Genomic DNA, 23,530 nt, shown 5'->3' on the forward strand with positions numbered 1-23,530 from the left:
AAAAACCTTTTAAGTGGTCCGCAACATCTCTTCTCATCACCTTCTGAACGCTGCCTCCCTTTCGGAAAGCGGATGCAAAGAAAGCGTATTTTTTCCGTTCCCTCCAAACCTTTTTCTATTCTTTTTTCACGTAAAGATTCAAGTACCTGAGGGACTGGCCCGTTTTATTTCAAAAAAATACTTAAAAGATGTTGGCCGACCGGCGGAGGCGGGGAAAACGGCTTCCGGAAACGACGGGATGAGAAATACGGGAATAACCCGCCACAGCTTGTACGCGGACGTTGCCTGTCCATACTTTATCTGTACTTAATCTCTATTTTTTCCTACTACTTCTGCAACTGCTTACTCTTAAAATACAAACGGATTAGCTGTTCTTTTGGCTTGTCCCAAAAGAACGAAAAAGACAAGTCAAAGTGATCCTTCCACCCGCGTCAAGGTTTTGTCTTTCCTGCCCACTTCCCTGAATTCCCGCACAAAACCATTCCCGCTCGCTCCTGCCCGGACTACTTTGACCGGCCAACCCGCTTTTCGTCTGACGACGAAATGAGGGACGAAGCGTTCTTGAAAAGTTTACCATTGACGCAGAACAACAGAAACAATTCCAACAACAGGAACATCAGAAACCACAAAGCGCAACCTGTAACTTGAAATTTTGAAACCTGTAACCGAATTTACCCAATCACCACATCCAGTTGACGGCCTTCTTCTTTGGCCTTTTTATCCATTTGGGTTCCCACACCTGCTCCAATGGCCAGGCCTATAGGCAGGCCAACTCCCAGGTAAGCAATATTCCCTAAAGCCTGGCCAATGACAACACCGATGGGAAGTCCAAAGGCAGCCATTCCGATTGCCGTCCAAAGGTTTCGGTAATAGCTTTTCGGAACGAGCTTCAACCGCTTCTCCAGTTCTTTCACCACATATGCTTTCGACTTCACCAACTGGCGGGCAAAATCCTTCTCGGAAACGGAATTTAGTCGCTCAATTTCCTGGTTAATTAGTTCCATCATTTCATCCGGAAGTGTTCGCTTCTTCAATTCCTCAATCAATTCTGTAAACTGCGTATAGTTCTTCATCTCCCGTCCGGAAGGTTGTCTGTTTAATTCGGTAAACGTCATCTGCTTTTTTATGAAATTATAATAATGATGGAAACCGCTGCCAAAGCGGCGACTGGCACCTCTGCGCAACCGCCCGCTATTGCCTGTCGGCAGCACATGAAAGTATAAAAAATCCTCCGACCATCATAACCAGGGCACTAAAACCCGATGCATTTGAACGGTCGACCGGTTCCCGCCAGCATAATCGTTTCGATGAACAGCCCTGACGAAAGATATCGTCATTCTTCGTTGGATAAGCACCGCAAAACGATTTTCGGGTGCCGATTTCACATGTCCACAGCCTTCCCTTCGGAAAAATAGCGACGTGAAGATTTAATTACAATGTGATATCATATGTTTTCATTTATTCATTAATTGAAAAATATTTATTTCATCTCTATTCTTTCTATTCATTATATAATTACTTAATATCATTAAGTTATATCTCTATTATATTGAATAATGACATTTTGAAATAATCTGTTTTCACTATTTCATTATCTGTTTATTCATCGTAACTTATTATGAGTAATGCCTTCCGGATGAAGAACAGTGTCCGGAAGGGAAAAAGTCTCGTAATCATGCTGACCAAACTCATGACCAACTGCCGCGCCACCGAAGCAGGAAGCGTATCGGGCGAAATACTGATTGCATACCGTCGTGCTGCCATTAACGGCGACAGCCACCTGGCGAACATCATGGAGGCGATGGAAAAACAAACGAAAGCTCTGACGACAGCCATCGATCGGGACCGGGCCAAATCGGCGCTGAAGGAGAAGAATGCCGCACGCCACAATCATTGGCGGAGCCTGTCGTACCAGCTACTGGGAGCGGTTCACCATCCCGCCACCGAGGTGCAATCGGCCGGGGAAAAGGTGTATCATGTGTTTGAAAAGTACGGACTGGCCCTGATGAGGAAAAGTTACTCCACGCAAACAACGCTCATTCGCTCGTTTTTGATGGACCTGTCGGAACCGGACATGCAACAGCCGATTGAACTAATATCGGGGTGCACCGAGCGGCTGACACTCCTGGAAGCGGCCCAGGAGGAGTTTGAAGACAGTCGGTTAAAATTACAGACAGCCCGCGGAAAAGAGCGCAAGCTAGTGAGCGCGACCCGGCTGAAACAAGAAGTGGTGAGCCTGGTTAATAAGCAACTGGTCGTTCACCTCAGGGCCATGCAACAGGTAGACGATGCTACTTACGGCAACTTTGCCCGCACCGTGGCGAAGATGGTTGCCGGAACCAATTTGCAGGTGAAAAGACGGAGGAAGAAAACAGAGAAGGCGTAAGCTTTTCCAATGTTTGAGACTTTGGAAAAGCTCAGGGCAATGAAAGCACCCCTCCCAACCTCCCCAAACCGGGGAGGGATTCGGTCGCGAAGGACGGAGCGTTGAAGAACGAGACAGCAACCCAGGGCGTCAGACCTTCAGCCTGGCGGGCTCCGGTCGGCCTGAAAGGCCAAATTATTTCAGCCCAATGGCAACGCCTTGGGGAATGAGGCTATAGAGTGAAGCGGTCGTGTCATGATTGTGTTTGAAAATGAGAGGTTGTTTCGACCGCAAGGGCGATGGAGCGGATAGAAGATATTTTAATCGTAGTTCCTAAGTGTGGCGCAACAACGTTGTCTCTATATATAATGGCCGGAAGGTGCGCCTCTCGCTTTCACGTGTATCCGAACCCCGGGGTAAGGCATCCCAGGCTAACAACAACAGAAACGTTTTTAACGATAGAAACAACAGGAACGGCAAAGCAGCCTAACCTGTAACATGAAATTTTGAAACCTGAAACCGTCTCCCGCGGCAGGGCGGAGGCCGGCAGCCGGACGAAGCGGGGCCGGTTGGACGGACGGGAGAGCCGGGGCGACTGAAAGAAGCCCCCGGAACGACCAGTGCGACCACGGCCACGCAAGTACGCTAAAGGCTGCAGACCGTGAAGCCGCCCTAAACTAATTTTTTACGGTAACAGCGTTTGCGCTTGTGCTGGATATGGTCGAAGTTCTTCCAGTGCTGAATGGCCTTGTGGTTGGTTTCGATCATACCGGTGGTTTCGAGGTGCTGCACGCCGCTGCCAATGAGCTCTTGTAACAATTCGGAGAAGAGCAGCGAAACCATTCCCTTCCCCTGCCAATCGGGATGAACGCCTGTGAGCAACAAATCGCACTCAGTCGGATTTTTCAGTGCTTTGCGAATGTGGTAAAAACCGAAGGGAAAAACCTTGCCATTGGCTTTTTGCAATGCTTTGGAGAGCGATGGTAGCGCGATGATGAATCCGGCAATGTTGCCTTCGCCATCCTCAATCATTTTCACAAATTTGGGGTTGAGCAGCGGGATATACTTATTCAGATAATAACTACTCGTTTCCTGATTGAATTCGACCACGCTGAACAGGTCGCGGAAAGCAGAATTTAATATTTCGAAAACCCGCTGGCCACATTCGTGTAGCTCTTTCCGCGATGTAAAATTGATGACTTTGAGACCGTAACGACGCTTCACCATGTCGTTGACGCGCACAGCTTTTTCGGGCAACGAAAAACCGGCCAGTGAAAGTCGAAACTCAACCCAGTCCATCTCCTTGCTGTATCCCAACCGCTCCATGTGCTCCTGGTAATAGGGTAAATGATATTCGGAAACGACAGACGGAATATGGTCGAATCCTTCGACGAGCATGCCCTGGTGATCGAGATTGGAAAATCCGAGCGGACCATGAATGCCGCTCGCACCTTGCTCTTTGGCCCATCCTTCAGCTTTCGCGAAAAGCGCATCGACCACTTCAGCATCATCGACAAACTCGGCCCGGGAAAAACGAACCATCTTCTCCCCGGTTTTTTCGTTGTGCTTGTGATGAATGATTCCGGCAAGCCTTCCCACACATTTGCCGTCTTTACGGGCCACCCACAAGATTGTATCGCAATCGCGCATAGCGGGATTTTTCTGTGGTAACAAAGCTTTTCGCTCTTCGCTTTTGATGGGAGGAACCCAATAAGGATTATCCCGATAGAGTTCAAAAGGAAATTCAACAAATTCTCTCAATTCATCAGTTGACCTGACTTCAACCACTTCAATTGCCATTTGATTATGTTTCGGTTCGGAAATTCCAAAGATGCTCATTTTTCATCTTCGAATCAATTCGATGCCCGGTTTTCAAAATCTGCTGTTGTGAACTAAAAATCCACATACCACTCGCAGCCAACTGCATATCAAAGCATTGTCGGCGAGGTATAATAATTTATCTGTTCTATTTATGAATAAGCCATTTACCCTAGCAGGCAGACCATTGAACTTTGCTGAATCAACTGCGTTTTTGAAATCACAGAAAAACGAACGAGATGAATGATATTTACGACTTTGAAGCTGAAACGCTGGACGGAAAAAAAGTAACACTGGACGCTTATCGCGGAAAGGTAGTGCTGATTGTGAATACGGCCAGCAAGTGCGGTTTTACCCCACAATACGAAGGACTGGAAAAAATTTACGAGCAATATAAAGATGATGGTCTGGTCATTCTTGGGTTTCCGTGCAACCAGTTTGCCAACCAGGAGCCCGGAGGCAAAGAGAGTATTGAGCAGACATGCCGGGTAAATTACGGCGTTACCTTCCCGGTGTTTTCGAAAATTGATGTGAACGGGAAGAGTGCCCATCCTTTATATCAATACCTGAAAAAAGAAAAACCCGGTTTCCCGGGAAGACGTATCAAGTGGAACTTCACCAAATTTCTGGTCGACCGAAACGGAAAGCCGGTGAAACGTTTTGCTCCTTACTTTAAACCGGAAAAACTGGGCGAGTACATCGAGCCGCTGTTGAATAACCGTTGACGGTTAAATCATTTCGGCACCAAACACCTCGGCAAATTTCTGGCGTGTCAAAGCTTTAATGGCTTCGAAATCCCGCTCTTTGCCTAACTCCTTTTGCAGCGAAGTGACTCCCTTGTCGACAAATCCGCACGGATTGATGTGCTGAAAATAATCGAGGTTGGTATTCACGTTGAAGGCAAAACCGTGCATGGTGACGTGGCGTGAGCTCTTTACCCCGATGGCGCAAATTTTCCGTGCTGTGGGTTTGCCTACGTCGAGCCAAACGCCGGTAGCACTTTCGTCGCGCGAACCTTCCAGCCCAAATTCAGCAATGGTTTTGATGATGGTTTCTTCGAGATTATAGATATACTGGCGCAAACCAATATCGAAATTCTCGAGGTCGATGATGGGGTATCCTACAATTTGCCCCGGACCATGATAGGTAATATCGCCACCACGGTTGGTGCGGAAGAACGTAGCATCATTTGCCTGTAATTGAATGTAATTAAGCAGCAGGTTGTGTTCGTCGCCGCTTTTCCCCAACGTATACACATGAGGATGCTCGACAAAAATCAAGTAATTGGGAGTTTCCTTCCGGGAAGAAGGTTCTGCATTTTTATTATCCAGTTTCATCTGGATGGTTTCCCCCATCAACTCTTCCTGACGATCCCAGGTATGTTTATATTCGGCTACACCGAAATCGAGATACTGAACTTTATGATTCATTTGGGTTGTACTCCTAATTCAGGCCAATAAAATTCACCCCTCCAAACCTCCCCTGAAGGGGAGGCTTAAGTCCCCTTTAGGGGATTTAGGGGTAAAAATAACTTCGTCACATATTCAACGTGACCTCTTGTCCGGTAAAATTAATTAATTCACCCGGGGCCTGATATGACGTTCGGCATGGTAGGATGAACGAACGAGCGGTCCACTCTCCACAATCCGGAAGCCGCGACGCAAACCTTCTTCCTTCAACGAACGGAATTTATCAGGATGAACGTATTCCTCTACCGGAAGATGAATCTTCGTAGGCTGCAGATACTGTCCCATGGTCAGGATTTCGCAACCATTGGCCACCAAGTCATCCATTGTTTTATAAATCTCATCGAGAGTTTCTCCCAAGCCGAGCATTAATCCGGATTTGGAAACGGTTCCCGATTCGGAAATCGTCTTAATTACTTTCAGGCTGATATTATATTCCGCCTTACTCCGCACCTGCGGCGTCAAACGCTCAATGGTTTCCAGGTTGTGTGAAATGATATCGGGCTTGGCGTCGATGATTTGTTTCACCAGTTCCGGCTTTCCATCAAAATCCGGGATCAACACCTCCATGGTGGTATCCGGATTCACTTCCTTAATCTTGTTGATGGTTTCCACCCAGTGAGCGGCGCCTCCATCGGGCAGGTCATCACGGTCAACCGATGTAATCACGGCATGTTTCAGATTCATCAATTGCACCGAACGGGCCACATTGGCCGGCTCATTCGGATCGAGGGGTTTCGGGCGACCGGTTTTGGTAGCGCAAAACTTACACGAACGGGTACAGATTTCCCCCAAAATCATGAAGGTTGCGGTTCCGGCTCCCCAGCACTCACCCATGTTCGGGCACTGTCCGCTGGTACAAATGGTATGTAGATGGTGATCACGAACGACACCTTTTACGTGACGGTAATTTGTCCCAATCGGCACCTTGATTTTCAGCCAATCGGGCTTTCTTCTAGTCTCCATAGCGAATCTACTTTTTTAAAAGTTGCGCAAGATAAGCATTTTACAACAAAGCACCTTTTCGTACTTATCTGGCATATTTTTATAATTTTGGCTCCATTGTTCTCTCAAAAAACACAAAACAAATGAAGGCACTTCAGGTTTTTAAAAAATTTCCACGCACATTTTGGGTTGCGAATACAATGGAGCTGTTCGAGCGTTGGGCATGGTATGGTTTCTATATTCTTTTTGCATTATATCTTACCAAATCTACGGATGAAGGAGCATTAGGATTCACCCAGGTTCAAAAAGGTTGGATCATGGGAGTCGGTACCGCCATCTTATATTTCCTCCCACTCATTACCGGGGCCATTTCCGACAAAATCGGTTACAAAAAGACGTTGTACATTGCCTACTCAGTCTATACGACCGCTTTCCTAGCTATGCCATTCTTTCATTCTTTTGTTTCCGTATTTGCTATTTTCCTATATCTCGCACTTGGTGCTGCCCTTTTTAAACCCATTGTTTCGGCAACTGTGGCCAAAACCACCGATAAAACCACTTCTTCCATTGGTTTCGGTATTTTTTACATGATGGTGAATATCGGGGCATTTGTTGGCCCTTTTGTTACCGGTCACTTTCAGAAAATTGCCTGGGAATATGTTTTCATTTCCTCCGCACTGGTAATTGCCTTCAATTTCGTCTTGCTAACCTTTTTCTACAAGGAGCCCAAGCACGATGACGAGCCGGAAAAAGTAAAAGAACCTCTCGGGAAAAATATCGCCGGAGCATTTAAAAATATCGCCGTGGCGCTAAGCGACGTCAAATTCGTCATCTTCCTGGTTATTATTGCCGGGTTCTGGACCATGTATAACCAGCTATTCTTCACGCTACCGGTATTCATCGATCAATGGGTAGACACTACCGGTGTTTATAATTTCCTTGCCAATGTATGGCCCTGGCTGGCACACAAACTTGGGACTGAACAGGGAACCATTTCAGCTGAATATTTAGTAAATGTCGATGCCGGTTCCATTATTCTGTTCCAGATTATCATCTCCTCCATCGTCATGCGGATGCGTCCGCTAAACGCCATGATAAGCGGAATCTTTGTGGCTTCGATTGGTATCGGTTTGTCGATGATGACCCACAGCGGGATGTTTGTGGTTCTCGCTCTTTTCATTTTTTCAATTGGCGAAATGTCAAGCTCACCGAAAATCACCGAGTACATTGGCCGCATTGCTCCAGCCGACAAAACAGCACTCTACATGGGTACCTCGTTTCTGCCGGTTGCCGCCGGAAACTTTTTCGCCGGTATCATTTCCGGTAATGTGTACCAGCAGATGTCCGATAAAGTGCAATTGGCCAGAGACGAAATGGTTGCCCGTGGAATTCACCTGCCGGCTATCAGTCACAAGTTTACCCAAAATGATTTTCTGGAGGCAGCAGCACACAAACTTAACATGAACACGCACGAATTCCAGATGTTCCTCTGGGATAAATACCATCCGTCACACATTTGGATGGTTGTAACCGGAATCGGACTGGGCGCTACTCTTCTGCTATTCCTGTACGACCGCTTGCTACTGAAAAAGCAATAAGCCGACGATATAAAACGAATTCATCCGGAACATTGGAATCTACCTTTCCTGTTCCGGATTTTTTATTTATCCGCTACCGCGAAAAACTTTCAGAGCAGGAAAAATAAATGTATTTTCAGCCGGATTTATTATTGTCAACTTCCGCGAGAAGCTCTTAATTGAAATGCATTTCATGAAACAATTATTCTCATTTCCTGTTTCCCGTTTCATCATTCCTGCCGGGATTGTTTTTATCCTGATTTCATTCGTTAACCTGAAGTCAGCTTCCGCACAAAACGATTATCACTTTTTCCGGTACACCGAACCTTACCTGCCCGATACCACCGGCAACATCTATTTCGCACTCGACAATACCAATTTCTTTAAGAACAACGAATACAGAGGCACTATTGCCACTGGTGCCACGATTCTGGGCGCCTGGTTCCGGCCCAAAGCAGTGTACTATCCCTCCAGTCAGCTTCGGCTCGAACTGGGTGTACATATATTAAAATATACCGGCCGCACCGACTACGAAAATATTAGTCCGTGGTTTACGGTCCGCTATCATCCTACTTCCGCACTAACGCTCATCATGGGCAACCTCGACCAGGATGAGAACCACATGCTGCCGGAGCCGGTATACGACCCGCAACGGTTTTATACCGACAAGCCGCAGGGTGGCATCCAGGTAAAGTACGAAACAGAGAAGCTCTACACCGATATGTGGATCAACTGGAGACAAATGATTCTTCCGGGTGACCCGTTTCAGGAGAAATTCTCGTTCGGGGTCATGAATAAATGGACTGCTTGGGAGAACGGCACCAATCAGGTATCTGTTCCGCTGAGTTTTTTCGGCACCCATGCCGGTGGCCAGATTAACGCGGCCCCATCCCGTGTCCGGACCTACATCAGCGTTTCGCCCGGCGTGATGTTTAACCACAATACCGGCGGCCATTTTCTGACGGATATCGGTACCAATGATAATTTTTTCATTACTACCGGCCCGAAGGATGATACCGTCTCTCCTTTTTCGAAAGGAAGTGCCGTACTGCTTTCAGGATACGTCAACACACGTTTGGGAAATATCACGGCTGCCTATTGGCACGCGCATCACTTTTATGCGCCTTTCGGCGGAATATTGTACCAGAATGTTTCGAGCCGGCATCCCGGCACGTCGGTTGAAAACCGCGAACTGGTGAACCTGAAATATCATTTCGACAAACTCATAACACCGCAAACCCACATGGGATTCATGTTCGATTTTTATTACGACACCATCGAAAATAAAACGATGAATGCTGCAGGTTTATATCTTGTCGTAAATTTTGGTGTTGTTCCCCGAAAAAAGCGACAATAAGCAAGCATTTCAACGAAAGTGAGGTATTTCCCGCTGTCGGATTCAGGCAAAACTTCAAGACCTAATGATTTTCTACTGTTCATCACAGCATAAAATGATCTTTTGTATTGATTTTGTAGCAGTTATTTTTTCCCACCCCAGTTGTATAATTAAAAAATAACAAATACTTTTGCAGTCCCGATTATCATCCGTACTTGCAAACATGCATGGAGGACGACAGCGAAACTGCCTTAGCAACAGTGCCGGACAACCGGCAACCTGCTGTTGAAAATCCGGGAAAAATGCATGTGCGTTAATAAGTTGTTTCATTCATTAAATTAAAGAAGCAAGTGGATACTTTGAGTTACAAAACCGTTTCGGCAAATAGTGCTACGGTAAATAAAGAATGGATTGTGGTTGACGCCACTGATCAGACCCTTGGTCGGTTTGCCAGCAAAGTTGCCAAAATCATCAGGGGTAAGAACAAACCGAACTTCACCCCTCACGTTGATTGCGGTGACAATGTAATTGTTATCAATGCAGAGAAAATCCGTCTAACCGGAAACAAGTGGAATGCCAAAGAGTACATCCGCTACACCGGATATCCGGGTGGTCAGCGTACGCAGACTGCCAAGGAAATTCTGGCCAAACATCCGGAAAGACTGGTTGAAAAAGCTGTAAAAGGCATGCTCCCGAAAAACCGTTTGGGACGCAAGTTATTTACAAACCTGTATGTATTTGTGGGTAGCGAGCATGACAAACAAGCTCAGAACCCAAAAGTAATTAACATTGATAACATTAAATAAAAAACATGGAAATCATTAACGCAATCGGTAGGAGAAAAGCCGCTGTTGCCCGTGTTTACGTCACCGAGGGTAAGGGGAATATCACTATCAACAAACGGGATTTGGCAGAATATTTCCCGGTTGATACAATGCAGTATATCGTAAAACAACCGCTCAACCTGCTCGAAGTAGCTGGTCAGTACGACATCAAAGTGAACCTTGACGGTGGTGGTGTGAAAGGACAGGCCGAAGCGCTTCGTCTCGGTATTTCACGTGCATTGATCAAAATCGACGAAGAGAGTCGTCCGAAGTTGAAAGCTGCCGGATTCCTGACTCGTGACCCACGCGAAGTGGAACGTAAGAAGCCAGGTCGTCCGAAAGCACGTAAACGCTTCCAGTTCTCTAAACGTTAATCTTATTTGCCGAATCATTAACAGTTTTTGTTTAGCATCTAAACTGTCCGGACTCGGAGTGCCCGACTACCGGATGGTTGCTTGAACAGAACGTAAACAAAAAACAATTTTATGCCTAGAACAGAATTCAAGCAATTGCTCGATGCCGGTGTTCACTTTGGACACCTGAAACGTAAGTGGAACCCGAACATGGCTCCGTACATCTTCATGGAGAAAAACGGAATCCACATTATCGACCTTCAGAAAACGATTGTAAAAGTAGACGAAGCAGCTGCTGCGTTGAAATCCATTGCCAAGTCAGGACGTAAAGTTCTTTTCGTTGCAACGAAAAAACAGGCAAAAACAATTGTTTCGGAGCGCATCAAGGAAACCAATATGCCTTACATTACTGAGCGTTGGTCAGGTGGTACACTCACCAACTTCCCAACCATCCGTAAGGCCGTTAAGAAAATGACCTCCATCGATAAAATGATGAAGGACACAAGCTGGGATAACCTCTCAAAACGTGAAAAACTGCAGATTACCCGTCAGCGTGCCAAGCTGGACAAAGTGCTCGGTTCTATTGCCGACCTGACCCGTTTGCCTGCTGCCCTGTTTGTAGTTGACGTAATGAAGGAAAAAATCGCTGTTCGTGAAGCTCAGCGCTTGAATATTCCCGTTTTCGCTATGGTCGATACCAACTCGAATCCCGAAGGAATCGATTTTGTTATCCCGGCAAACGACGATGCTTCTCAGTCAATTGATCTCATCATCGGTGTAATGGCCGAAGCCATCAAAGAAGGTCTTTCGGAGCGCAAAGTTGAGCGTGAGAAAGAAGGTGGCGATGAAAAACAACAAAAACAACCGGCCAGACAAAAACGTGGAAGCCGTAAAGCTGCAGCTAAAGAAGCTGAACCCGTAAAGGAAGAAGTAAAAGAAGCTAAACCTGCAAAGGAAGAAGCTCCTAAAGCTGAACCTGTTAAGGAAGAAGCTAAAAAAGCTGAGCCGGTAAAAGAAGAAGCTCCTAAAGCAGAGCCTGCAAAGGAAGAAGCTAAAGAAGCTCCTGTTGCCGAAGAGAAAAAAGACGAAGAAGCTGAAAATTAATCGCATTCAAAAAATCAAATAAATCATTTCAACATGGCTATTTCTGCTGCTGATGTAATGAAGTTGCGTAAAGCAACCGGTGCCGGTATGATGGACTGTAAAAAAGCCCTCGGCGAAGCCGACGGTGATTTCGACCGCGCTGTTGAAATCATTCGTGAAAGAGGTAAACTCGTGGCTAACAAGCGTGCCGACCGCGATGCAACCGAAGGTGCTGCTCTCGCTAAAGTATCGGACGATAAAAAATTCGCCGCTCTGGTTGTCCTGAATTGCGAAACCGACTTCGTTGCGAAAAATGAAGGCTTTGTTGCTTTCACCGAAAAGATCCTGGATTTGGCTATTGCCAACAAACCGGCCGATCTTGAGGCACTGAAAGCTCTCGATATGGATGGTCGCTCAGTTGAAGCTCATGTTACCGAACAAACCGGTATCATTGGCGAAAAACTGGAGCTATCAGCTTATGAAACTGTTCAGGCTGAAGATACCATCGCTTATATCCACCCGGGTAATAAACTGGCAACTATTGTTGGCTTCTCGAAAGAAGTTGCTGACGAGCACGTAGCCAAAGATATTGCAATGCAAGTTGCTGCAATGGCTCCGGTGGCTGTTGACAAAGATGACGTTCCTGCTGAAGTTGTTGATCAGGAGCTCAAAATTGCCAAAGAGAAATTCCGTCAGGAAGGCAAACCTGAAAACATGCTTGACAAAATCGCGCAGGGTGCTTTGAATAAATTCTTCAAAGAAAGTACGCTGTTGAATCAGATTTACGTAAAAGATGGAAAAATCACCATCCGTGAATTCCTTGCGTCTAACGACAAAGAATTGAACGTAACTGATTTCAAGCGTTTCACGCTGAATGCCTGATTACGGTAAAGAATATACTGAAAAGCTGCTTCGAACGAGGCGGCTTTTTTTATGTCTCCCACTCGGAAACCTCTTATTTCAGAAGAATAAGACCAGAACCAGAGAAAAAGCATTTTGAAAACTCGGCGGTTTTTATTGTTCATCGTATCTTTACCGAAATTAAATCCAACGCACTCATGGGAAAATTTAAACGTGTATTGTTGAAACTGTCCGGTGAATCGCTGATGGGCAACCAGCAATATGGTATCGACAGGGAACGCCTGACGGATTACGCCAACGAAATTAAAGAGGCCGTCGGTCTGGGAATCGAAATCGGTATTGTTATCGGTGGCGGAAATATTTTTCGCGGACTGAGCGGTGCTGCTAACGGTTTCGACCGTGTAAAAGGCGACCAGATGGGTATGCTGGCAACGGTAATCAACAGTCTCGCCCTTAGCTCTGCCTTGCAGGCCACCGGCGTTAAAACGCGCGTTCTTACCGCCATTCGAATGGAACCCGTTGGTGAATTTTATGCCAAAGAAAAGGCTATCGAATCGTTGGAGAAAGGCGAAGTAGTCATCTTATCGGCCGGAACCGGAAATCCTTATTTCACGACCGATACCGGCTCATCGCTTCGGGGCATTGAAATCGAAGCGGATGCGATGCTAAAAGGTACCCGCGTGGATGGAATCTATTCGGCCGACCCGGAGAAAGATCCAACCGCCACCAAATTCGATGAGATTACCTATGATGAAGTATACAATCGGGGCCTAAAAATTATGGATTTAACGGCCACAACCATGTGTAAGGAGAACAACCTCCCTATCGTGGTTTTCGACATGGATACGCCCGGTAATCTGCTGAAATTATTGAAAGGTGAAAAGATCGGCACGTTGGTTCACAATTGAAACGACTGAATATCTGTAGTATATATATTTAATACTTTGATATCTTTCAATTTTTTCTAAATTTGTTTATATCAACATCCTGGAAAAATAATCGCTCTATGAACGAAGAAATTCAAATGATATTGGATGACGCCCGTACCCGGATGGAACAGGCGCTTGAGCATCTCGAAAAAGAACTGGCACACATTCGTGCCGGGAAAGCTAATCCGCGTATGCTGGATGGTCTGATGGTTGATTATTATGGCTCGCAAACACCGCTGAACCAGGTTTCCAGTGTCAGCACACCGGATGCCCGTACCATCGCTATTCAACCTTGGGAAAAGAAATTGATTCCAGAAATTGAAAAGGCCATTATCAATGCCAATCTTGGTTTTAATCCTGATAATAATGGCGACATCATCCGTATTAATGTACCTGCTTTGACCGAAGAACGACGTAAAACACTGGTAAAAGACACGCACCGCGAAGGTGAAAATGCCAAGGTTAGTATTCGTACGGCACGGAAAGATGCCAACGATTACCTGAAGAAATTATTGAAAGAGAAGGAGATTTCGGAAGATATGGAGAAGATTGGTGTTGATGAGGTACAGACCATTACCGATTCTTACATCAAAAAAGTTGATGAAGGAATCGAAAACAAAGAGAAGGAAATCATGACGGTATAATTACCCCATGAAAACTAAAATATAAAGGCTGCAATCATAAACATTGCAGCCTTATTTTTTTTGCATTTACTTCTTACTTTTCCCTCAGTTCTTTCACCTTTTCCATTAGTGAATCGACCCGGTTTTTATCGACCGCGTTCATCCAATAACCGTCTTCCTTCAACGATGAACCGATAATAAAACCATCGGCGAACGGCCAATAAGACTCGATATTTTCCTCCGATATGCCGGACCCGATCAGAACCGGAAGCTTAGAAGCCTTTTTAGCCGTCTTTACATCCTCAATAGCGGCTTTTTTCCCGGTCGCTGCACCTGTGATAATAATTCCGTCGGAAAGGAAAAATTCGGCCGCCTGAATGGTTTCTTCGAGGTTCACGTCTGCTGTAATATTGTGCGAGGCATGTTTCTTCCGGATGTCGGTAAAAATGCCTACATCATCTGCTCCTATCGATTTCCTGTAGCGCATCAGAAGGGCAGCGTCTGAATCCATATAACCTTCATCGGCCACATGACCAAACACATAACCCTCGGCCCTCACAAAAGCGAGGCCGGCCGCTTTGGCTATCGCGACAGCATCAGTGTTAGCCCCTGCCAAAACCTGAATTCCAACCGGTATTTCAATTTCCTGCTGAACAGCCAGTGCGACAGCCGTCATGGCAGCGGTAATTTCCGGTCCTACCTTCCGGTTCAGGTAGGGCACATCGTGCATGTTCTCAATCATGACGGCATCCAACTCATGACTGTTATAAATTAAGGCTTCCTTTACCGCCGTTTCAATAATTTCGGTCATGCTCATCTTATGTCGGGGTGTCCCCGGCAATGCTCCCAGGTGCACCATTCCAATAATGGCTTTTCGTTTAAACGATAATTTCACTTTTTTGGATTTTATCTAATGATTCGTGAACTGATTCAATTTTCTCATGATTGCTGAAAACGCATGATGAAAGATAAAAATAAAACCTACGCACTTCGGCGCATCAAATAGAATTTTACAAGAATCTGATATCTCTTGTGCCATAATTGTCAATTTCAGATGATAGTTTTCAACTGTTTTTTGTTAAGAACTTTCCAATTTTCGTAAAGATTCATCGATGAAATATTCGTAATTTGAATAGCGAAACCAATCGATAACCTCCCTCCTCTTTTTTAATAACTTACAATGGATATTGTAAATTATTTTAACACTATTTTTACTCGCGAACAGCGTATGTTCATACATAATATTACACCTTCTTCGCATTCCTCTTCCCATATAAATTAGCCCCCATCCACATTTCGCTTAAATCCAAAATTTAATTCCCAGATACGAACGAAATTCTCCTTCGCCGGAAATAACATTCACGGAATATCACTACCATGAAACTTACCGTTGGATATTACGTTAAACTTTGACATATTATCGCCAGACAAATCAGATGATCATTAAAAGGCGATCCATCGTTTTGAATAGCGCTTCATTAAAATTCTTAAAATCAAATTTTATTGTACATGAAAAGAATTGTTTTCGCTCTCCTTTTTGTCCTCGGACTATCCGTTAACCCGATTTTTGCACAGGGGGTACATATTTACAATCCACAAGCCAATGCCACCGAACAAATCGCTGCGGCTGTAAAAAAAGCCCATACTGAAGGGAAAAACGTTTTTCTGCAGATTGGTGGTAACTGGTGTCCCTGGTGTGTGAAATTCCACGGATTTTGCGATAATACCCCTGAAATTCATCAATTGATGGAGAAAGATTATGTAAGGGTAATGGTGAACTATAGCAAGGAGAACAAAAATCTGGACGTGCTTGCCAAATTAGGTTATCCGCAGCGTTTTGGTTTTCCGGTTTTAGTTATTCTGAATGACAAAGGGGAACGTATACACACACAGAATTCGGCCTATCTGGAAGAAGATGGAGGTTACAGCATCAAAAAAGTGGCCGGTTTTCTGAAGAACTGGAGCCCGGATGCGTTGAACCCGGCACACTACGCTTCGAAATAAAAATTACCGGAAAGCGGGGCATAACATCGTTCCGCTTTCTTATTTCTTACCAGGAAAAATCTTTATTTCCTTTTTCAAACTAAACCGATACGCAATATTGGCCCTGATATTCCCCGATCGATAGTGAGTTTTGGTCTTGTCAAGAGGCAAATTGAACAGCATATCCATGTTCACACATGTCGCTCCAACATACACTCGTCCATACTGATAGCCCAATCCAAAACGTTCAGTCAACTTATAAAATGGTGTGTACGTGTGATAATCACGACCGTCCATATCGGCAAGCATACTTCGTCCCACTCCAACTCCGCCAATAGCTGAGAGCATGACAAAGAACCGCTTATCAATTACAAAAGTATACGCATAGCCACCAGTTGTCGCTAAAGCCAGCAATTCCCATCGTTTAAACGCTACTCCATCATAAAAATCCGGAATAGCAATACCCGATGGAACGAATGAAGAATCAGCGTCCGAGCCGCCCCAATAGATTCCGCCACCTGCGAAAAAGCTTCCTGCACTCCTCTTCTGCCACTCGTCCTGAAGAAAAGGCGCCCGGAAACTAAAACGGGAGTAGTTGAAATTGTAATTGACCTCAGCGTTCACAGCATATGAGCGAATATCCGGACGGGCGTAGTAAAAGCCTTTTTCGGGAGGGACACTTAACATACTTGAACTGTTGGCCAGATATTGTCCCCAGAAGACATGAGAAAACAGATCGAAGGTAATCCGCCGCAGGTAAACGTGAGACTGTAACTCGAAGAAAGATGTTTTCCCATACTTGTCCGGGGATCTTCTCATCGATGGAAGACTGAATCCGGCATTAATCCCCAAGAGTTTGTAATTAATACCGAAACCGACCAGGTAATTATTACTGGGTTGATAACTGAGACTTTTTGATGCAGAACCATCAAGGAACTGTTGCCCCATATATTTACGGGAGGTATATAACCTAACGATGAGATCGTTCCGGTAGGAGGCAACAAAACTGGTATCAGGCGGTGAGTTCAGTTTTTTCCAAAACGAATCCTGCCCGTCAACAGTATTGGAAAGGAAAGAAAATACAACCAGAAAGAGAATCAACCGCATAACCCCATTTTCAAACCACTGCAAATTTTGCGGGGGGAAAGGTATAAAAAAAGAGAGCGCTCCGGCTCTCTCAATATGTTCTTAATCTTCCTTTTTAATCAGTAACCAGACATCACTATACTGCTTATACTTGTTCCGTATATCCGAAACCTTACTCCGTGCCGTATTTTCGTCATCGTAACTATCTACACAAACCCGGTACAAACCGTTTTCGTTGACCAGAATTCCGGGATAAAAACCTTCGTGCATCAACTCACTTTTAAACTTTTGTGCATTCTGATACACACCAAAACTTCCAAGGATCACATAAAAACGCTTGCTGTCCAGAGATTTTTCTTCACCGGCAGGAACACTTACGCGTTCTTCTTTCACCACAATTTTCGGTGCATTGTCAATCTTAGCGGTTTCTGGTTCTTTTATTTGTTCGGGAGTTGTAGCTTCCGGCATCAAGTGTTGGGTTTGACAACCGAATACAAATGCCAGACTAAGTATGAAGAGGACTCTCAGAATTTTCATAAGTACAAAATTAAGAATAGGAATATGTAAAACGAATATAAGAATATTTTACCAGTTGCTTATCATTTCATTACACAGCTGTTGAAAAATATACCTCCCTGATGTCATACATCCGTTTCCCGAAAACAGGAAAAAGAAATTTCCGCAAAAAGAAAGTGGCACTTTCGTGCCACCATAATTATGCCATTGGATACTGGAAAATGGGAGTTCCGGCTTTTCCTTTTTCTTTCATCATCTTTATCTCTTCATCGGATAAGGGCTTGATGCGGGACGAAAGCTCCAGCGCCATTTTGAACAGTTTCTCGTTGCCCGGAGGAAGCGCAGCTGTAACCGGATGCGAAAGTGTGAACCGCAATCCCATCAAGGCTTCTTCCGGGTCGGTTAATGGTTGATACCAGCATTTGGGCACTTTGCTCGTTGTTCCTTCCGGATAGGGGCTTTTGGCCATCGCTTTTAATGCGAGAATTCCCATTTGTTTATCATGCGCCCTTTCCAGCACCTGCGGACCGAAGTTCCCGCCGTACCATGTCGTATAATTCACGGGAAACAGAACTGTATCGAAGTTGTGCTGATCCATCAGGGCATTGGCGGCCTCCACTGAATGAGCGGAAAAACCAAGGAAACGAACCTTGCCCTCATTACGAGCGGCCAGAAAAGTTTCCATAGCGCCACCCGGAGCGAAAATCTGTTTCACGTCATCGGGGGTCGTCACTGCATGCAACTGGTACAGATCAAAATGGTCGGTCTTCAGCCTTTTCAATGACTGCTCCAATTCTTTGCGTGCTCCGTCCCTGGAACGCTCCGTTGTTTTACACGCCAGAAAAACGTCCTTACGGTAAGGTTCAAGTGCAGGTCCCAGTTTGATTTCCGCATCGCCGTAACTGGGTGCCACATCAAAATAATTGATACCATGGTCGATGGCTTCGCTCACTCTGGAAGAAGCTTCCTTCGGTGTAGCATCCATTACGACAATTCCACCGAATCCTAACATCGACAATTTTTCTCCTGTTTTTCCGAGCGAACGTTTTTCAATCTGCCCGGGAGGAGTTTCCCTAATCATGCCAGCCAGATCAGCCGGGAAAAGACTGAGGAGAGGAACAGCTTCCGCCGTTGTTTTAATGAAATTTCGTCTTTTCATCATCATTGCATTTTTTTATTGGATTGTTCTACTTGCGACCGGTCTCGGCCGGAATACGTGTACATCAACATTGTGATTACACACAAAAACGTTTTTTGTTGATAGAACATTCGAGTGGAAATAAATCGTTTGAAACAGCATAGTCTAATGCTGACTTCAAATGGCACAAATAAAGTTATGATTTTTTAAGAAGGAATGGAATCAAACAACGGTTGATGTTTTAATGCCATCAGTATATTACTTAAAGAGAATACTTAACATACTTATGTACCAACATGACAAAATCACTTCCTTCGCCGGGGTGACTCCAGATTTCCAAACTGCCTTTGTTTTGAAGTGCAAGCTCCCGACACAGCTGCAAGCCTAAGCCGGTTCCCTTTTCGTTATTGGTTCCGGCTGATGTGAATTCAATTCCTTCCCGCAATTTTTTCAACGTCTCTTCATCAATCCCAATACCGTTATCCTTTACATGAATTTCGAGCATATTATCAGCTACAGATCGAACAAATACGTCTACCGCCCCGCCTTCGGGTGTAAATTTTATGGCATTGGAAATGAGGTTTCGGACAGCCAACTGAATGGAATTCGAATCAATAACGGCTTCGTAATCTTCCTTCAACTCAAGACTGAGTTCGATTGATTTTGCCTGTGCTGTCTGTTCCAACTGCTCCACGCTGTCCTTCAATATTTTTGTCAAACTATGCCTTTTCAACTCATACTTTACCTGGTTATTCCGGCTACGTCCCCAAACCAACAGATTATCGACCAGCCCCACGAGCGAACGGGCCGAGACCTTCAGCTCTTTTCTTAATTCCCGGCGGCTATCTTCGTCCAGTTCGTCGCTGTCCATCATATCCATTGCCTGTACAAACACGGCCAACGGTGAACGCAAGTCGTGTGCAATAATCGAAAACAGACGATTCCGGCTAACCACATCCTCTTTCAACTGCTCGTTTTGTTTCGAAATCGACCGATTTTTATGCTCAATCTCCTCTTTCTTCTGATTAATCTCTTCCGTTCGTTCTTCTACCAGCGACTCAAGGTTGGCATTGACAACTTCCAACTCACCCGTCAATTTCTTCTCGCTACGGATGGTCAGCACAAAACGCTTTAACAAGATGGCGGTTTCAATGTAAATGAATACTACAAAGCCATACTTCATCAGGTATCCACCGTAATGCACTTCAATGGCATTTGCGACCAATATATCATGTAAAATGATGACGAGAATTAAACTAATTCCGATTAAGTGATATCGGGCAAACAATACCTTTTCTTCTGCCAATTTCAGCGAGAAATAGAAAATCAGTAATCCTGAAAAGAAAACGAGTCCGTAGAAAATGAATAACGAATAGGCAAATATTCTTACCGGGAGAAAAAGGATCACCAGCCCACAAAATAAAGTTATATAGGTGAGTAGCCTGTTCCACGCATAAAAAGCCTGATTCCGGTAGAAGTAGTAGTAATACCAGTTGAAGAACATCAGGGCCAGGAAAGTCGACAAATATTCAATTCGGATAAGCCAGTCCCACGACAAAGTGAATATATCATTGACCAGAAAATTATCGTTCGCCAGACTGCGCAATACGACAAACCAAAGTGACAGGCTAAAATACAACAGCGATTTCTCTTCGCGATAGTAGAAAGCAAAAATGGAGTAGAAAATGCCAAAGGTTATCAGGAAAATCAACGCCGCGAAGACCAAATGCCCATGGCTATGAGCTTGCCGGGCAATGGAATGTGGTGTTCCCAAATAGATTGACTTCCAAAAGCCGCCCCGACGATGATGAAAATTCGAAACCTGTATGACTATATCAACAGGATTTTTGCCGACAACGAAGTTGACACGTCCCGGACGATAATGCGGAACGGATGAACCAATAGAAGTACCTACTTTACCGCTCGTGTAACTCAGGTGCCCGTCAATATAGAGTTTGAAAGCTGAATCGAAAATGGGAATCAGCAAGCTCAATGTATCATTTTCACCTCCTTCGATGTTCAGTCGGGCATAGTAAGTGGCATACCCCCTTCCGGGCAGAGATTCCCCATTCAGTGTATATTTGGTCCAATAAGCCGGGACATGGACCAATTCCGAAATTTCAGAAAAGGAGGACGCTGAGCCAAGACTGTCAGGAGAAACCAATTTGTGCCAAAAAAAATGCCAGGTGCCATCCAGTTTAACCGGCTCACCTTGCTTTATCTGAGTAATTGGAATATTTGCTTTACCATTTGAAACCAATTCAGCTCGCAAATGGCCCGGCAGACTACTCCAAATAATCAGTAAAAAAAGTATATACAGAGCACCTTTCTGTCTCATTTTTTCCTGGTAAAAAAACATACTAATGAATCACCCCAGCACATCAGAACAACCACCTGAAAACAAACCCGTAAAGCTAAAAATACTCGTCTGGCACCGGTCTCTCACTATGATGGTCATATTCCGTTTCAAAATACTAAAACGTACCAGCTGCACAAATATTCTTACAGGCTAATAATTTTCTCAGAAAAAAGTATGTCAGTGTGATTCGTTGGTAAGGTATTTACCTGAAATAAAGCGAACCGGGAACCAGGCTGCAAAGAAGCCGATGACCAGTACAGAGATGAAAATAGCGGTTACATCCATGGGGATGATTTTTACAGGATACGCGTCGATAATGAAGGAACTTCCGCCGGTAAGTTTCAGCAAACCGTATTGCTGCTGAATCCAGCTGACAGCCAGCCCGAGGAAAGTTCCGACGACAGCACCAATGATGGAAATGGACCAGCCTTCGAAGAGGAAGATTTTACGAATGAGACTGTGATTGGCGCCCATACTTTTCAGGATGTTGATGTCTTCCTTCTTATCGAGGATAAGCATGGTCAGCGAGCCAACAATATTGAACGATGCAATGAGTAAGATAAAGACCAGAATGAGATAAACAGCCCATTTCTCGCTTTGCATAATTTTGTATAGGTAGTCGTGTTGCTGGTACCGGTTTTTCACCACAAACTTATCGCCCAGCATCGCCTGGATTTTCTGCTGTACTTCCTTAACCGGAGCATCTTTCTTTAGCTTCAATTCGATGGCACTCACACCGGTAGGCATCTCGAACAAACGACGGGCAAATGCCATGGGAACGATTACATATTTTGAATCGATTTCCTGCTGAATACTGAATATTCCGGTAGGAAAAATAATATCATGATTGAAATTCCCTACCAGGCCCAACCCAGAGGTTCGCCCCCGTTGCGGAACATACACCTGAATGGGATTGATGAAGTTAAGCCCGACAGACAGGTAATAAGCTACTCCCTGACCTATCACGGCGTAATAGTTATTGGCGTCCTCCAGTTTAAACTTGCCGTCCACCAACATGGTATCGATGCCGGTCATTTGCTGGAACGACGGACTGACACCCATAACGGTGGCGATGTATTGCTGATTGCTGTATCGAAGCAGCGCGTTCTCCTCAATAATTTGAGCATAATCGGCCACCTCGGGAAGGTGACGCAATTGCTGAAAGACCGTGGTACTGTCCTGGAAACTCTTCCCTTCAGCAACCGTAATTTTCAGATCGGGATCGAACGATGAAAAAAGCGATTTGATCAAGCCGTCGAAGCCATTGAACACCGACAATACCACCACCAGCGCCATGGTTCCCACCGACATTCCCACGATGGAAATTCCGGAGATGATATTGATGATGTTGGTCTTCTTCCGCGAAAGCAGATAACGTTTGGCTATGTATAACGGCAGATTCATCGCTTTCCCTTTTTATTTCGATGGCTTTTCAGCTTTCACCATCAATCCGGTTCCGGTTTCATGCTTTCCGTGTACATCGAAGTAATTCAGCAAAGCTGAAACTGGGTAGGCAATCAGGTAATAAAAAGGTAGCAACACAAAGAAAATTTTTGAAACACCCAGCATCTGAATCGGATACTTCATGGAAAGACGCCAAGAGATTTTTCCCGGTTTCCCGTATGTGTAGCGAACATCAATGTCCGAAAAACCGGCTCTTTCCAGCTTTTCGCGAATATCTGTCACACCGTAGCCATCGCGCACGTGCTCGTCGATAAAACCATGGACATCTTCTTCATGGTCGTGATCGTGACTGTCGGACCCCCCTTGATCAGAAGGAGTGGAAATGAACAGCACGCCACCCGGCTTCAATGAAGCGTTAAAATTGCGGAACACCTGTTCGTCTTCCAGGATGTGCTCCATCACGTCCACCGACAGAACTAAATCGTAAACCTCCGATTCGTTGAATTTCGTCAGGTCGGCTTCCTCAAAATGCACCTGTTCTCCCTTACCAATACGGGTGAAAAACTGGTTGCAATCGGCAATCTGCTCCTCTTTAACATCCACTCCTTTTATCTGCGAAAGCGGAAAAAGACGGCTCATGCGATAAGTGTACTGCCCGAAACCTGAACCGGCATCAAGGATTTTCAGTTCTTTACCGGAATGTGATTTGCCCCATTTTTTCAGCTCACGGCTCACGTGCCAGGCACGCAGTAAAAGCATATCGAGCAGGGAATAGAAAACTTTGCGTAGAAAAGGCGTCCGGTTGAAAGCTTTTCCCAGAACGCGTTTGATCGGATCGTATTGCATGTGCCTGATATCGTTTTA

General features: G+C 45.1%; 22 protein-coding genes. 11 read left to right on the forward strand and 11 right to left on the reverse strand.

The annotated features are described in order from the left end of the window. Window positions 1-671: 671 nt before the first annotated feature. Complete coding sequence (locus T426_RS0100010) at window positions 672-1,115, reverse strand: hypothetical protein (RefSeq protein WP_025862462.1); 444 nt, start codon at window positions 1,113-1,115, stop codon at window positions 672-674. A gap of 503 nt (window positions 1,116-1,618) precedes the next feature. Here T426_RS0100010 and T426_RS0100015 point away from each other — a divergent pair. Continuing rightward, complete coding sequence (locus tag T426_RS0100015) at window positions 1,619-2,386, forward strand: DUF6261 family protein (protein ID WP_027585118.1); 768 nt, start codon at window positions 1,619-1,621, stop codon at window positions 2,384-2,386. A 651-nt stretch (window positions 2,387-3,037) separates the two neighbouring features. Here T426_RS0100015 and T426_RS0100020 read toward each other — a convergent pair. After that, window positions 3,038-4,165 carry a GNAT family protein gene (locus T426_RS0100020; protein WP_025862467.1) on the reverse strand — a complete coding sequence of 376 codons (1,128 nt, stop codon included), beginning with the start codon at window positions 4,163-4,165 and terminating at the stop codon, window positions 3,038-3,040. A 257-nt stretch (window positions 4,166-4,422) separates the two neighbouring features. On the opposite strand from T426_RS0100020, the gene T426_RS0100030 reads away from it, so the two are divergent. Continuing rightward, entirely contained in the window at window positions 4,423-4,908 is a 486-nt protein-coding gene (locus T426_RS0100030) for a glutathione peroxidase (protein ID WP_025862468.1), read from the forward strand. A gap of 3 nt (window positions 4,909-4,911) precedes the next feature. On the opposite strand, the gene lipB is transcribed toward T426_RS0100030, so the two are convergent. Further along, window positions 4,912-5,613, reverse strand: a complete 702-nt coding sequence (gene lipB, locus T426_RS0100035) for a lipoyl(octanoyl) transferase LipB (protein WP_025862469.1) — start codon at window positions 5,611-5,613, stop codon at window positions 4,912-4,914. 144 nt (window positions 5,614-5,757) lie between these two features. Beyond that, the gene (gene lipA, locus T426_RS0100040) at window positions 5,758-6,615 is read right to left on the reverse strand and encodes a lipoyl synthase (RefSeq protein ID WP_025862470.1); all 858 of its coding nucleotides are present in this window, start codon (window positions 6,613-6,615) and stop codon (window positions 5,758-5,760) included. A 122-nt stretch (window positions 6,616-6,737) separates the two neighbouring features. On the opposite strand from lipA, the gene T426_RS0100045 reads away from it, so the two are divergent. From T426_RS0100045 to frr, 8 genes are all read left to right on the forward strand, one after another. Further along, window positions 6,738-8,192, forward strand: a complete 1,455-nt coding sequence (locus tag T426_RS0100045) for an MFS transporter (protein ID WP_025862471.1) — start codon at window positions 6,738-6,740, stop codon at window positions 8,190-8,192. 172 nt (window positions 8,193-8,364) lie between these two features. After that, a complete protein-coding gene (locus tag T426_RS0100050; RefSeq protein WP_027585119.1) occupies window positions 8,365-9,528 on the forward strand; it encodes a hypothetical protein in 1,164 nt (387 codons plus the stop codon). Window positions 9,529-9,857: 329 nt separating this feature from the next. Further along, window positions 9,858-10,313: a 50S ribosomal protein L13 gene (rplM, locus tag T426_RS0100060; RefSeq protein WP_025862474.1), complete on the forward strand. Its 456-nt coding sequence runs from the start codon at window positions 9,858-9,860 to the stop codon at window positions 10,311-10,313. Between the two features lie 5 nt (window positions 10,314-10,318). After that, window positions 10,319-10,705 carry a 30S ribosomal protein S9 gene (rpsI, locus tag T426_RS0100065; protein WP_025862475.1) on the forward strand — a complete coding sequence of 129 codons (387 nt, stop codon included), beginning with the start codon at window positions 10,319-10,321 and terminating at the stop codon, window positions 10,703-10,705. A 111-nt stretch (window positions 10,706-10,816) separates the two neighbouring features. Continuing rightward, window positions 10,817-11,788 carry a 30S ribosomal protein S2 gene (gene rpsB / locus T426_RS0100070; RefSeq protein ID WP_025862476.1) on the forward strand — a complete coding sequence of 324 codons (972 nt, stop codon included), beginning with the start codon at window positions 10,817-10,819 and terminating at the stop codon, window positions 11,786-11,788. 33 nt (window positions 11,789-11,821) lie between these two features. Beyond that, window positions 11,822-12,649 carry a translation elongation factor Ts gene (gene tsf, locus T426_RS0100075; protein ID WP_025862477.1) on the forward strand — a complete coding sequence of 276 codons (828 nt, stop codon included), beginning with the start codon at window positions 11,822-11,824 and terminating at the stop codon, window positions 12,647-12,649. Window positions 12,650-12,825: 176 nt separating this feature from the next. After that, window positions 12,826-13,536, forward strand: coding sequence for a UMP kinase (gene pyrH, locus T426_RS0100080; protein WP_025862478.1), 711 nt, complete (start codon window positions 12,826-12,828; stop codon window positions 13,534-13,536). A gap of 98 nt (window positions 13,537-13,634) precedes the next feature. Further along, entirely contained in the window at window positions 13,635-14,201 is a 567-nt protein-coding gene (gene frr / locus T426_RS0100085; protein WP_025862479.1) for a ribosome recycling factor, read from the forward strand. A gap of 73 nt (window positions 14,202-14,274) precedes the next feature. On the opposite strand, the gene T426_RS0100090 is transcribed toward frr, so the two are convergent. Beyond that, complete coding sequence (locus tag T426_RS0100090) at window positions 14,275-15,075, reverse strand: BtpA/SgcQ family protein (protein WP_025862480.1); 801 nt, start codon at window positions 15,073-15,075, stop codon at window positions 14,275-14,277. Between the two features lie 614 nt (window positions 15,076-15,689). Between T426_RS0100090 and T426_RS0100095 the strand changes: the two genes are divergently transcribed. After that, complete coding sequence (locus tag T426_RS0100095; protein ID WP_025862481.1) at window positions 15,690-16,184, forward strand: thioredoxin family protein; 495 nt, start codon at window positions 15,690-15,692, stop codon at window positions 16,182-16,184. A gap of 39 nt (window positions 16,185-16,223) precedes the next feature. Here T426_RS0100095 and T426_RS0100100 read toward each other — a convergent pair whose 3' ends face one another. The 6 genes from T426_RS0100100 to T426_RS0100125 all read right to left on the reverse strand — a co-directional run bounded on the left by T426_RS0100100 (window position 16,224) and on the right by T426_RS0100125 (window position 23,512). Then, the gene (locus T426_RS0100100; protein ID WP_025862482.1) at window positions 16,224-17,270 is read right to left on the reverse strand and encodes a DUF4421 family protein; all 1,047 of its coding nucleotides are present in this window, start codon (window positions 17,268-17,270) and stop codon (window positions 16,224-16,226) included. An 81-nt stretch (window positions 17,271-17,351) separates the two neighbouring features. Beyond that, a complete protein-coding gene (locus T426_RS22220; protein WP_081782319.1) occupies window positions 17,352-17,786 on the reverse strand; it encodes an SPOR domain-containing protein in 435 nt (144 codons plus the stop codon). A 178-nt stretch (window positions 17,787-17,964) separates the two neighbouring features. Next, on the reverse strand, window positions 17,965-18,924 hold the full coding sequence (locus tag T426_RS0100110; protein ID WP_148303635.1) for an aldo/keto reductase: 960 nt from the start codon (window positions 18,922-18,924) through the stop codon (window positions 17,965-17,967). A gap of 241 nt (window positions 18,925-19,165) precedes the next feature. Next, on the reverse strand, window positions 19,166-21,241 hold the full coding sequence (locus T426_RS0100115; protein WP_036984085.1) for a sensor histidine kinase: 2,076 nt from the start codon (window positions 21,239-21,241) through the stop codon (window positions 19,166-19,168). 198 nt (window positions 21,242-21,439) lie between these two features. Beyond that, complete coding sequence (locus tag T426_RS0100120; protein ID WP_025862486.1) at window positions 21,440-22,666, reverse strand: FtsX-like permease family protein; 1,227 nt, start codon at window positions 22,664-22,666, stop codon at window positions 21,440-21,442. A gap of 12 nt (window positions 22,667-22,678) precedes the next feature. Beyond that, window positions 22,679-23,512: a class I SAM-dependent methyltransferase gene (locus T426_RS0100125; RefSeq protein WP_025862487.1), complete on the reverse strand. Its 834-nt coding sequence runs from the start codon at window positions 23,510-23,512 to the stop codon at window positions 22,679-22,681. Window positions 23,513-23,530 lie beyond the last annotated feature (18 nt).

It is taken from the genome of Prolixibacter bellariivorans ATCC BAA-1284 (genome assembly GCF_000621705.1).
GTDB lineage: Bacteria > Bacteroidota > Bacteroidia > Bacteroidales > Prolixibacteraceae > Prolixibacter > Prolixibacter bellariivorans.

Bases quoted from the DNA above. Each gene is read 5' to 3' on its own strand.
- T426_RS0100010 (WP_025862462.1), bottom strand. From the start codon at position 1,115: ATGACGTTTACCGAATTAAACAGACAACCTTCCGGACGGGAGATGAAG.
- T426_RS0100015 (WP_027585118.1), top strand. From the start codon at position 1,619: ATGAGTAATGCCTTCCGGATGAAGAACAGTGTCCGGAAGGGAAAAAGT.
- T426_RS0100020 (WP_025862467.1), bottom strand. From the start codon at position 4,165: ATGGCAATTGAAGTGGTTGAAGTCAGGTCAACTGATGAATTGAGAGAA.
- T426_RS0100030 (WP_025862468.1), top strand. From the start codon at position 4,423: ATGAATGATATTTACGACTTTGAAGCTGAAACGCTGGACGGAAAAAAA.
- lipB (WP_025862469.1), bottom strand. From the start codon at position 5,613: ATGAATCATAAAGTTCAGTATCTCGATTTCGGTGTAGCCGAATATAAA.
- lipA (WP_025862470.1), bottom strand. From the start codon at position 6,615: ATGGAGACTAGAAGAAAGCCCGATTGGCTGAAAATCAAGGTGCCGATT.
- T426_RS0100045 (WP_025862471.1), top strand. From the start codon at position 6,738: ATGAAGGCACTTCAGGTTTTTAAAAAATTTCCACGCACATTTTGGGTT.
- T426_RS0100050 (WP_027585119.1), top strand. From the start codon at position 8,365: ATGAAACAATTATTCTCATTTCCTGTTTCCCGTTTCATCATTCCTGCC.
- rpsI (WP_025862475.1), top strand. From the start codon at position 10,319: ATGGAAATCATTAACGCAATCGGTAGGAGAAAAGCCGCTGTTGCCCGT.
- rpsB (WP_025862476.1), top strand. From the start codon at position 10,817: ATGCCTAGAACAGAATTCAAGCAATTGCTCGATGCCGGTGTTCACTTT.
- tsf (WP_025862477.1), top strand. From the start codon at position 11,822: ATGGCTATTTCTGCTGCTGATGTAATGAAGTTGCGTAAAGCAACCGGT.
- pyrH (WP_025862478.1), top strand. From the start codon at position 12,826: ATGGGAAAATTTAAACGTGTATTGTTGAAACTGTCCGGTGAATCGCTG.
- frr (WP_025862479.1), top strand. From the start codon at position 13,635: ATGAACGAAGAAATTCAAATGATATTGGATGACGCCCGTACCCGGATG.
- T426_RS0100095 (WP_025862481.1), top strand. From the start codon at position 15,690: ATGAAAAGAATTGTTTTCGCTCTCCTTTTTGTCCTCGGACTATCCGTT.
- T426_RS0100100 (WP_025862482.1), bottom strand. From the start codon at position 17,270: ATGCGGTTGATTCTCTTTCTGGTTGTATTTTCTTTCCTTTCCAATACT.
- T426_RS22220 (WP_081782319.1), bottom strand. From the start codon at position 17,786: ATGAAAATTCTGAGAGTCCTCTTCATACTTAGTCTGGCATTTGTATTC.
- T426_RS0100110 (WP_148303635.1), bottom strand. From the start codon at position 18,924: ATGAAAAGACGAAATTTCATTAAAACAACGGCGGAAGCTGTTCCTCTC.
- T426_RS0100115 (WP_036984085.1), bottom strand. From the start codon at position 21,241: ATGAGACAGAAAGGTGCTCTGTATATACTTTTTTTACTGATTATTTGG.
- T426_RS0100120 (WP_025862486.1), bottom strand. From the start codon at position 22,666: ATGAATCTGCCGTTATACATAGCCAAACGTTATCTGCTTTCGCGGAAG.
- T426_RS0100125 (WP_025862487.1), bottom strand. From the start codon at position 23,512: ATGCAATACGATCCGATCAAACGCGTTCTGGGAAAAGCTTTCAACCGG.